The sequence below is a fragment of the Streptomyces sp. NRRL S-920 genome (assembly GCF_000717945.1).
GTDB lineage: Bacteria > Actinomycetota > Actinomycetes > Streptomycetales > Streptomycetaceae > Streptomyces > Streptomyces alboniger.
In genome coordinates this window covers 38,368-47,919 of record NZ_JODF01000060.1, presented here as the reverse complement: position 1 = coordinate 47,919, position 9,552 = coordinate 38,368, and the positions used below count along the sequence as shown (strand labels likewise).

General features: G+C 71.6%; 8 protein-coding genes. 6 read left to right on the top strand and 2 right to left on the bottom strand.

Annotated features, from left to right (window positions below; all coding sequences use genetic code 11):
* The coding region (locus IG54_RS0130730; protein ID WP_037898034.1) for an alkaline phosphatase family protein at positions 1-1,523 on the top strand (1,523 nt) is incomplete at its 5' end.
* 143 nt (positions 1,524-1,666) lie between these two features.
* On the top strand, positions 1,667-3,064 hold the full coding sequence (locus IG54_RS0130725) for an amino acid permease (RefSeq protein WP_030791975.1): 1,398 nt from the start codon (positions 1,667-1,669) through the stop codon (positions 3,062-3,064).
* Positions 3,065-3,080: 16 nt separating this feature from the next.
* On the opposite strand, the gene IG54_RS0130720 is transcribed toward IG54_RS0130725, so the two are convergent.
* Both IG54_RS0130720 and IG54_RS0130715 read right to left on the bottom strand, forming a co-directional pair.
* Positions 3,081-4,712: a DUF6345 domain-containing protein gene (locus IG54_RS0130720; protein ID WP_030791973.1), complete on the bottom strand. Its 1,632-nt coding sequence runs from the start codon at positions 4,710-4,712 to the stop codon at positions 3,081-3,083.
* A 312-nt stretch (positions 4,713-5,024) separates the two neighbouring features.
* Entirely contained in the window at positions 5,025-5,486 is a 462-nt protein-coding gene (locus tag IG54_RS0130715) for a GNAT family N-acetyltransferase (protein WP_030791971.1), read from the bottom strand.
* 277 nt (positions 5,487-5,763) lie between these two features.
* On the opposite strand from IG54_RS0130715, the gene IG54_RS39460 reads away from it, so the two are divergent.
* The 4 genes from IG54_RS39460 to IG54_RS0130695 all read left to right on the top strand — a co-directional run bounded on the left by IG54_RS39460 (position 5,764) and on the right by IG54_RS0130695 (position 9,458).
* Positions 5,764-6,150 carry a hypothetical protein gene (locus IG54_RS39460; protein ID WP_158708958.1) on the top strand — a complete coding sequence of 129 codons (387 nt, stop codon included), beginning with the start codon at positions 5,764-5,766 and terminating at the stop codon, positions 6,148-6,150.
* On the top strand, positions 6,147-6,899 hold the full coding sequence (locus IG54_RS0130705) for a hypothetical protein (RefSeq protein WP_030791967.1): 753 nt from the start codon (positions 6,147-6,149) through the stop codon (positions 6,897-6,899). The genes IG54_RS39460 and IG54_RS0130705 overlap by 4 nt, the downstream gene beginning before the upstream one ends.
* Positions 6,900-7,165: 266 nt before the next feature.
* The gene (locus tag IG54_RS0130700; RefSeq protein ID WP_030791964.1) at positions 7,166-8,257 is read left to right on the top strand and encodes a hypothetical protein; all 1,092 of its coding nucleotides are present in this window, start codon (positions 7,166-7,168) and stop codon (positions 8,255-8,257) included.
* A gap of 100 nt (positions 8,258-8,357) precedes the next feature.
* Complete coding sequence (locus IG54_RS0130695) at positions 8,358-9,458, top strand: hypothetical protein (RefSeq protein WP_420712300.1); 1,101 nt, start codon at positions 8,358-8,360, stop codon at positions 9,456-9,458.
* Positions 9,459-9,552: the final 94 nt, after the last annotated feature.

Here is a 9,552-nt window from a genome sequence, read left to right as displayed (position 1 = left end):
CCCCCACCCACCGCCTCACCCCCTGGCGCACCGACTGGTCCAGCCAGACCGGCGCCAGCCAGCTCGGCATCCTGCACGGCTCCAACCACGATGTGCCCGCCTTCCGGTGGTACGAGAAGGACACCGGCGAGGTCATGGTCAGCAACCGGCCCGCCTCCGCCGTCGAACTACAGCGCCGCGCCGTCCGCCGCACCGGCGACGGCGGACTGCTGACCGTCGACGGCGCCAGCCGCGGCAACCTCTTCAGCGGGGGCGCCGAGCAGCTCGCGCTCGTGCTGTCCGTGGCCGCGAGGAGGGGCAAGAAGAACCGGTCCCGCGCCGGGTACTTCGCCTACTTCTCCGATCCCGCCAACGCCGTCCGCACGGCCCTCTCCTTCGTCGCCGAGGTCTTCCGGGAGATCGGCGAGTCCACGCGCGCCCGCGTCGAGCGGCGCCGCCCGAGGGTGAGCCGCGGCGGGCTCTACCCGTTCATCCGCGCCTTCGCGACCGTCGTGGAGCGCGATGTGGTGGTCGCCGCCGTCATCGGGGACATGCTCGCCGGGCGCAGCGCGGTCTACGCCGACCTCGTCGCGTACGACGAAGTGGCGCACCACTCCGGGCCGGCCGGCGGCGACGTGGAGAAGGTGCTCAGACGTCTCGACCGGTCGCTCGCCCTGCTCGCCCAGGTCGCCGAGCACGCCCCGCGCTCGTACCGGATCGTGCTGCTGTCCGACCACGGGCAGAGCCCGGGCGAGACGTTCCGCGCGCGCTACGGCCTGACCCTCGGCGACCTCGTGAAGGCCGGCTGCGGGCTCCCCGTGCCGCGCAGGGCGCAGCGTACGCACAGCGGCGCCGAGGCCCGTGCCGCGGTGCGGGCGGCACTGCGCCGGCCCGTCGAGGAGGGGCAGGACGAGCTGCGCCCGGCCCGCCGCGCCGAACCGATCGTGCTCGCCTCCGGCAACCTCGGGCTCGTCTCGTTCCCGGACGTGCGCCACCGCATGACCCGCGAGGAGATCGACCGCCGCCACCCGGCGCTGCTGCCCACCCTCGCCAACCATCCGGGCATCGGCTTCCTCCTCGTACGCAGCGCGGAGCGCGGTCCGGTGGTGCTCGGGGCGCGCGGCGCCGAGGTGTATCTGGACGAGGACCCGGCGGATCTCGGGCCGCTCGCGGACTTCGGTCCCGGCGCGGCCGACGCCGTGCGGCGCACGGACGGCTTTCCACACACCGCCGACATCATGGTCAACTCCTGGTACGACCCTCAGGACGGCGAGGTCCTCGCCTTCGAGGAGCAGATCGGCTCGCACGGCGGGCTCGGTGGCGCGCAGGGCCGCCCGTTCCTCCTGTCGCCGCTCGTGCTCTCCCCGCCCGTGGAGGAGGGGGAGGAGCTGGTCGGCGCCGAAGCGGTCCATCGCGTGCTGCGGCGCTGGCTGGTCGAGGCCATGGGTCATGCGGCGCCCATGGCTCCTGAGGCGCCGGTGACTCCGGAGGTCGCGGTGGCCGTCGCGGAGGTATCCGTTCCGGTGCATGATCCGCTGTCCTGAGCCCCTGGTGGCACAGCTTTTGCGGCCGTCGACCAGGCTCCGCAGGAGAAAGCACGCTGATTTGGAGCAGCGTCCGCCGTGCCCGACCATGTGTTCCGCTCGGCGATCCCGGGCCCCCTGGCACGACGAGAGGCGCACGACCCATGCACGACACCGGAACCGCACCGCAGTCGGCTCCGGCCCCCGAGACGCAAGCACCGAGCGAGACACAGGCATCGAGCAAGCACGCCCGGACCTTCGGTCTTCCCGTCGCCATCTGTCTCGTGATGGGCAACATCATCGGCGGCGGCATCTTCCTGCTCCCGGCCTCCGTCGCTCCGTTCGGCACCATCAGCCTCGTCGCGTTCGGCGTCCTGACCGCCGGCGCGATAGCCCTGGCCCTCGTCTTCGGGCGCCTCGCCGCGCGCGACCCGCGGACCGGTGGACCGTACGTCTACGCGCGCGAGGCCTTCGGCGACTTCGCGGGGTTCCTCGCGGCATGGTCGTACTGGATCACCACCTGGGTGTCCAACGCCGCCCTCGCCGTCGCCGCCGTCGGCTACCTCGACGTGCTCATACCGGTCGACGAGCACAAGTGGACCGCCTGCCTCGCCGCCCTCACCCTGCAACTCCTGCCCGCCCTCGCGAACTTCGCGGGCACGCGGTACGTCGGCGCGGTCCAGCTCGTCGCCACCGTACTGAAGTTCCTGCCGCTGCTGCTCGTCGCGATCGGCGGCCTCTTCTTCTTCGACAGCGCCAACCTCGGGCCCTTCCAGGCGAGCGACGACAGCCCGGTCGGCGCCGTCTCCGCCTCCGCCGCGATCCTGCTCTTCTCCTACCTGGGCGTGGAGTCCGCGGCGGTCAGCGCCGGTGAGGTCCGCGATCCGCGCCGCAACGTAGGGCGCGCCACCATCCTCGGCACCCTCGGCGCCGCCCTCGTCTACCTCCTCGGCACGCTCGCGGTCTTCGGGACCGTCGCGCACGACAGGCTGGTCGGCTCCACCGCGCCCTTCTCGGACGCCGTCAACGCCATGTTCGGCGGCTCCTGGGGCGGCACCGCGGTCGCCGTCGCCGCGCTCGTCTCGATGGTCGGCGCGCTCAACGGCTGGACGCTGCTGAGCGCCCAGACGCCGTACGCGGCCGCCAAGGACGGACTCTTCCCGAGCGCGTTCGGCAGGAAGAAGCGGGGCGTGCCGACCGTCGGCGTCCTCGTCACCGTCGTCCTCGCCTCGCTGCTGACCGTCTACAACTACACGGCGGGCGCCGGTGGCGTCTTCGAGTCCCTGGTCCTGATCACCACGTTCACGGCGACGGTGCCCTACCTGCTCGCCACCGCCGCGCAGATCTACTTCCTCGTCTCCGGGCAGGGCGAGCGCGTCCACTGCGGGCGCCTGGTGCGGGACGCGGTCCTCGCGGGCGCCGCGTTCGCGTTCTCCATGTGGCTGGTCGCCGGGTCCGGTTACGCGGCCGTCTACCAGGGCGTGCTGTTCCTCTTCGTCGGGGTGCTCGTGTACGCGTGGATGGCGGCCCGCAAGCAGCGGGCCGCCACCTCTCACGCCTGACGGGGGTCTCGCGCGCCTACCTCGCCAGTGGTGCGACGACCCAGCGCCGGGTCCTGAACATGCTGTCCCGCGAGCCGATCTCGATCAGCTTGCGGGCCGCCGGGTACGCCTCGTTGTCCTCCACCTCGTAGCCGACCTCGAAGGTGCCGGGCACGTCCTGGACCCGCAGCTCCTGCTCGGCCGCCGCGCCCTCCCGCGGCTGGTCCGCGGTGACCGCCGCGAGGTGGGCGAGCAGCGTCTTCTGCGCCGCGTCGAGCGCCTTGCGCGGGTCGCGCTCCAGCGGGGCGGCCGAGGATTTGCCGGCCTTGGGCTCGGGCGGCGAGACCTCCGTGCTCGGCTCGCGCGTGGCACCGGTGGGCCTGCGGGTGGCGATCTGCGACTGGATGACGGTGCCGTCGTTGTCGAGGCCGACGCGGATCAGGCCGCGGTCCGGGGTGATGACGGGCACGCCGTCGAACACCTGGCGGAAGGTCACGTGCGTCTCCAGGGAGACCGGGCGCCCGATCTCGGAGCCGTCCTTCGTCCCGGTGTTCTGCATCAGGTCGAGCACGCTGTCGACGACCAGCTCGGCACCCTCCGCGTACCGCTCGGCGAACGAGCGCGCCGCCTCGACCGCACGCTCGGTGGGCAGCTGCTGGGTGTTGCGGTGGTTGGGCGCGGCGAGCTTGACCCAGCTCACGCCGCGCGCGTCGGTGGAGACGATCCGGTCGCCGGAGGTGGCGCTGAGCACGCCCTGCTGCTCGACCTGGACCTCTTGCAGCGCCGCCGACGGGAAGTCGGCCAGCCGCCCGAGTCCGGCGAGTTCCTCGCCCGGGTTACGCGGCGCGAGCTGCACGATCTGCTGCCGACCGGGGATCCGGGTGAGCGGCTCCCTGACGCCCTCGCGAGCGTAGTACCAGCGCCAGGCGTACCAGTTGTCCGGTACGTGCTCGCGGTAGAAGTTCCGCTCGGTGTTGAGGCGGTTGACGGCCTCGGCCTGGGTGGCGCCGGCCGCGGCGACCGACGGTGCCTGGCCGTGGTGGATGTCCCAGCTGGCGTTCAGCCATGCGTCGCAGTACGTCTGTCCGGCCCGCCACTTCTCCCAGAACTTCTTGCCGTAGTCCGGGCTGTCGATACTGACGGTCTCGAACCCGAAGATCATGCGGAAGCCGATGTTGGGCCCGGCCCAGGTGCGGATCGGTGAGTGCCCGCCGGTGACCTTCAGCGAGTCACAGGTCGACCAGAAGACGTAGTTCGCCTTCTCGTTGCCGAGCGCCATCCGGTTGGAGACGGCGTCGCTGCGCCCGTCCCAGGCGGCGCCGAGGGGCGCGAAGAACACGCCGTTGTTGTCCATGCCGCCGTGGCCCGAGTGGTAGACGGCGCAGACGGCGTCCATGCCGTAGCGGTCCTGCCAGTTGTCGTACGTCTCCTCGTACGCCCACACCTGGGCGCCGCCGTCGGCGAACCAGAAGTTGCGGTCGTAGAACTGCTGGAGGTAGTCCAGCCAGCCGGTGGCGTCGGCGTGGGTGTGGTAGAGCGACGACTGGTTGACGAACTTCTGGATGCTGAAGGCACCCCACCAGCCGAAGGTCGAGTCCCGCTCACCCGCCGCTCCGGGCTTCTCCGGTTCGAGCGGGGACGGACCGCGGTCCGAGTAGTTGATGCGCATGGCCAAACCCCCTGAGAGGACTCCTCGCTGTCGTGCGCGAGAAGGCCTCAAAGTGTCACCGCGGACGCGCCTTGCCCAGTTGCCATTCCGGCCATAGGGCCCCCGCCACGGGCCCGTTCCCGCACCTCAGGAGCCTCTTCGGTCCGGCCGCGCGCACAACGTGTTCGTATCGCCCGCCGCGCACCTGCGCTCCCGGCTCGAACACCTCCCGGGGGTCCGCGGGCCCCCGCGCGGCCCGTTTCCATCCCGTGACCGCGGCAGGGGGGCCGGGGGCCACCGACTCTGCGGCCGTAGTCGAGCCGGCTCCGCCGCTCACATGGGCAACGACCGCAGCCGCACCGGCCCGGCGGGCCACTGGGCGTCCTCGTCGATCGGACGCCAGCCGAGCCTCTCGTACAGCACGACGAGCGGTGGGCGACAGAAGAGCAGGGCGTGCCGCGGGCCCAGAGTGCGGGCGTGGGACAGGGCCGCCGCGACGACCGACCGTGCCAGGCCCCGGCCGCGTACGTCGGGGGCGACGGCCACGCCGCCGACCCCGACGACTTCCAGGGCGGTTCCGCCGACCGTCAGCGGAAGGCGTCGCAGTCCCGCGTGTGCCACGAGCCGGCCCTCGTGACGTATGCCGAAGTGCTCTTCTTTGGACAGCCAGGCCAGGCCGGTCTCCGCGACGCCGAAGGGGTCGTCGCCATCGCCCAGGATCTCGGCCACGTCGGCGTGCGTGTACTGGGCGAGCCGGATCGCGCTCGGCGGGCCGGCCATAGGGTGTGTGCTCATCCCCGCATGTTCCAACAGGCCGCCCCGCAGTGTCCTTCGGCCCTGGAACCGGGTGCGGAGGGGGCGCTGGGCAGAGGACTTCGACCTGCCGGGTTCGGGTGCTCCTCTTCTCTTGTTTCGGATGCTCCTCTTCTCTTGTGATGACGAGGTCCGTAGCCTTTTATGTCGACCGTCTAAGTCTCTCCGCACGGACTGGGGGCACGTGGACACTGCGAGTCTGCTTCTGATCGGGGCGGCAGGCGGAGCGGTGCGTGGAATCGTGCACGCATACGACTGCATGTCCGAATGGCTCCTACGACGGCAGGAGTTCCGGCTCTCCGAGCAGTCCGAGGCCGAGGGAGCGCCTCCCGCCTTCGGTGCGTTCTACGACATCGCGGGCCAGAGCATCGCAGCCGTAGTGCACATGGTGATGGGGGCCGGGGTGGCTCTGCTCATGGAGGCCTGGGGGCAGATCGATGGTGGCTTCGCGACGTTCGCCGTCGGGGCATCGGCACCCTTGATCCTCGTCCAGCTCAAGCACACCCGGCTGGCCGGGGTCTTCATCGGCGACCCCGACGCGCCGCAGGCTCCCCAGCCGCAGGACGCTCAGCCACCGGCGACCGGGCCCCCGACCGAGCAGTCCGTCTCCCGGCGGCCGGCCGCGGGCCCGAGGGGCGCCGAATGACCCGGCCCACGCTGCTCCGCCGCGCTGCCGCGGCCGCGATCGGAGTCGACCGGCGCCCGAGCCATGCTCGCGCCCTGCCCCTTGCGCGGGGCCTCACGTTGACGCGCAGGGCCGGCGCCGCAATCATCGGCGTCCGCGCGGACCGTCTGCCCGCAGAGGCGAAAACCGAGGTGCCGGCGCGGAGGGCGGAAGCGGAGAGTGCGGGCGGCCGCCCACTGTCCGCGCTGCCCCCGTTGGTGACCCTCGGCGCGCCCGAGAGGCCGCCGCCCAGGGAACGGTCACGCCGTGGACTCATCCTGGCCACGGCCGCCGCCATCATGGCCGTCGCCTTTGGCACCTACGTCCACCACGAGGGTTCGCGCGTGGTGGAGCAGCCGCCGGCCCACAGGCCGACGGGCGTTCTGCCGGAGAGGTACCTCGGTACCTGGAAGAGTTCGCTCGAGCACAAGGAGGGCTCCCACGCCCGGACGATGGTGATTCGGCAGGGATACGTGGACGACACGGTGATGACCCTGACGGCAGTCGGGCCGAGAAGGGGTGGGGACGCATACCGCTGTGTGTTTGAAGCGCGATTGGACTCCGTCACATCTCGCGCCGTGCGGTTGGGCAGTTCGGTGGTGACCTCGGGGAAACCGCTCTCGGCGTGCGCGCCTGGGAAACCGTCGACGCTGACCCTGGTGGGCGAGGACAAGCTGCGGCGCGCCGACAGGGATGGCGCCGGCAAGCTGACGTACAAGCGCTCCCAGTAAGGACGAGCAGCTGCCTGCTTCGAGATGTCGGAACGGGGTGAGTCGGCGCCTTGGCCTGATCTCGGCCACGCTTCGTTCGAACTGATCGTCAATACCTACACTCACACATGCCCCGGTTCGCGACGGAAGCGGCCGGCGCGGCACTCAACCCCATGGGGCAGGCGGTCGGGCGGCCGAGCCATCAGGCACCGGTGAGTCGGGCATCGAGTCGTCGAACGGGAACGGGAGTGCGTGTGAGCGGGGTTGGCGGGCAGGACGGGTCGTCCGTGTCCGAAGAGGAGTGGGAGCGGTTCCTCCGCGAGTCGGTGACGGGTACGGCCAACGCCCCTGTGGAGCCGTCGGCGCGCGCCCGTGAGGTGGAGCGGCGGCTGCGGGAGCGTTCCGGGCGGCCGGAAGGCTGGCGTACGTACTCACCGGCCCGTCCCCGGCGCAGGACAGGCTGGTACGTGATCGGACTGGTGGCGGCCGTGGCCCTCCTGGTCGTGGCGCTCTTCCCACAGCGGCTCGGTGGTTGGTTCGGCGGCGACGAGGGCGGGCAGGACGGGAAGCCGATGGCCGCCGAGTCCAAGAGGCCGCGGAAGGCGCCCGGCGCCGGGAGCGGTCTGCGCCCCACCCTCGCCGAGCCCTTCCGGGGGTCGCCCGCCGCCCGCTGGGCCGACGGAGCGGCGGGGATCACGGTGCCGCCGGCCAGGGCGACCGGCTGGATGGACACCGCCCAGGTCGAGCGGGCGCTGCGGCGGAGTCGGGATTTCCTGGCGGCCGCCGGGCTCGACCCCCGCGTGCTGCGCGGCGAGCGGCCCACGAAGGCGATCGCCCTGCTGAACCCGCATCAGAAGGACGTCAAGGCATACCTCCGTACCGCCCTGTCGTCGGCGGAGCCCACGGAGGAGACCGACCCGCTGCTGCTGTTCAGCCGCTTCCGGCCGGACCAGGCCCGGCTGGTCGGTGACGTGGTCAAGACGCGCGGCCGGCTCATGTACCGGGAGGGGAAACGGGGGGCGGTCGAGGTGACGGCCGACGTCACCTTCGTGTACCCGGTCACCGCGGCGGGCGAAGGCGGGCGGGACGCCGAGGTCGTCCGTACGATCGTGCGGCGCGAAACGGTGATGAGCTGGGACGACCCGGCGAAGGTCGTCACCGAACCGGGCACGATGTCCCTCGTCTCCTACGCGCTCGACATGACCAACGGCGGCTGCTCCACCCCCACCGGCTACTTCGTGCCGCCCTTCGGCGCGGACGGCGTGCGGTCGGCCGACGAGGACCGTGAAGTCGACCCGTACGACCGCAGCAAGCCGATCGACACGGGTGACGGCATGCGGGGCACGGGCGACGGCTGCGCGAGCGCCAACCGCTCCTAGGGCGTGCCCTGGCCGACCCGCTCGGAAGGGGGGGCTCCGCGCGGGCAGCCGCTCTCCTGTGCCAGTCATGTCAGGAACAGGGCAACCATTTGAGGCAGGTGTGGGTCTACCGACCGAACACACTCACGAGGAGACCATCATCACCGCCATACGTAAGACTCTGACCGCCACCGCAGTCGTCGGCGCGGTCCTCGCCGGCTCGGCCGCCTGCGGCACCGTGGAGCAGCTGTCCGCCGGCCAGAAGCTCGACGAGGCCTTCGACAACCTGAACGAGGAGAAGTCGCTCTCCTTCGAGTTCTCCCTGGACACCGACGCCGCCTCGCTCAAGGCGCTGGACGACTCCTCGGAGCCGGGGTCCGGCGAGGAGATGCCGGACGAGGCCACGCGGCTGCTCAGCGACGCGACGATCAGCGTCACCGTGCAGTCGAAGAAGCCGTTCGGTGAGTCCGGTGAGAAGGACTTCGACCGTATGGCCATGAAGATCAGCGGTCCGGACGGGAAGCTGATCGAGTACCGGGTCATCGGCGACCTGACGTACCTCCGCACCGACGTGGCCCGCGTCGGCAAGGCCATGGGCACCCCCGTGCCGACCGCGGCGGACCTGCCCCCGGAGGCCGGCGCCCTCAAGAAGGTCCTTGAGGGCAAGTGGGTGAAGATCGACACCAAGCAGATGGAGCGGCTCGCCGCGGAGGGCGGCGGCGAGCCGGGGGCCGAGCCCTCCCCGGAGCCCACCCTCGACGCCAGGACGCAGAAGAAGCTCATGAAGGCCGTGCGCGAGGTCGTCGGCCGTGAGGTCAAGCTGAAGACGGCCGGGGGCGAGGACGGGACCGAGCGCATCACCGCCACCGCGCCCTTCCGCACCCTGGCCACCGAGCTGGTCGGCGAGCTGCGCCCGCTGGCGAAGAAGCTGCCGCCCGGTGTGGAGCTGCCGACGGCCAAGGAGCTGAAGGACGCCCCCGACGGCAAGGTCAGGGCGGACATCACGCTGAAGAACGACGAGCTGAAGGAGGTCCGCATCGACCTCGCCAAGCTCGCCGAGAACACCAAGGTCAAGAAGCTCGGCCTGGTCATCCGGATGACCGAGGGCACCAGGCCCACCGCCCCCGCGGGCGCCACCGAGCTGGATGTCGAGGAGCTGATGGGGGGAATGTTCGGCGCGATGGGCGCGGGCGGCCAGGCCGGTGCCGCAGGCGGGGAGTGACACGCAGACCGTGACGGGTCGCCACCGGGAGGCGCTGTCAGCCGCCCCCCGAGTGTGATCGGATGGTGGCAACGGAAGTTCCGATCACGGAACC

Bases quoted from the DNA above. Each gene is read 5' to 3' on its own strand.
- IG54_RS0130725 (WP_030791975.1), top strand. From the start codon at position 1,667: ATGCACGACACCGGAACCGCACCGCAGTCGGCTCCGGCCCCCGAGACG.
- IG54_RS0130720 (WP_030791973.1), bottom strand. From the start codon at position 4,712: ATGCGCATCAACTACTCGGACCGCGGTCCGTCCCCGCTCGAACCGGAG.
- IG54_RS0130715 (WP_030791971.1), bottom strand. From the start codon at position 5,486: ATGAGCACACACCCTATGGCCGGCCCGCCGAGCGCGATCCGGCTCGCC.
- IG54_RS39460 (WP_158708958.1), top strand. From the start codon at position 5,764: ATGTCCGAATGGCTCCTACGACGGCAGGAGTTCCGGCTCTCCGAGCAG.
- IG54_RS0130705 (WP_030791967.1), top strand. From the start codon at position 6,147: ATGACCCGGCCCACGCTGCTCCGCCGCGCTGCCGCGGCCGCGATCGGA.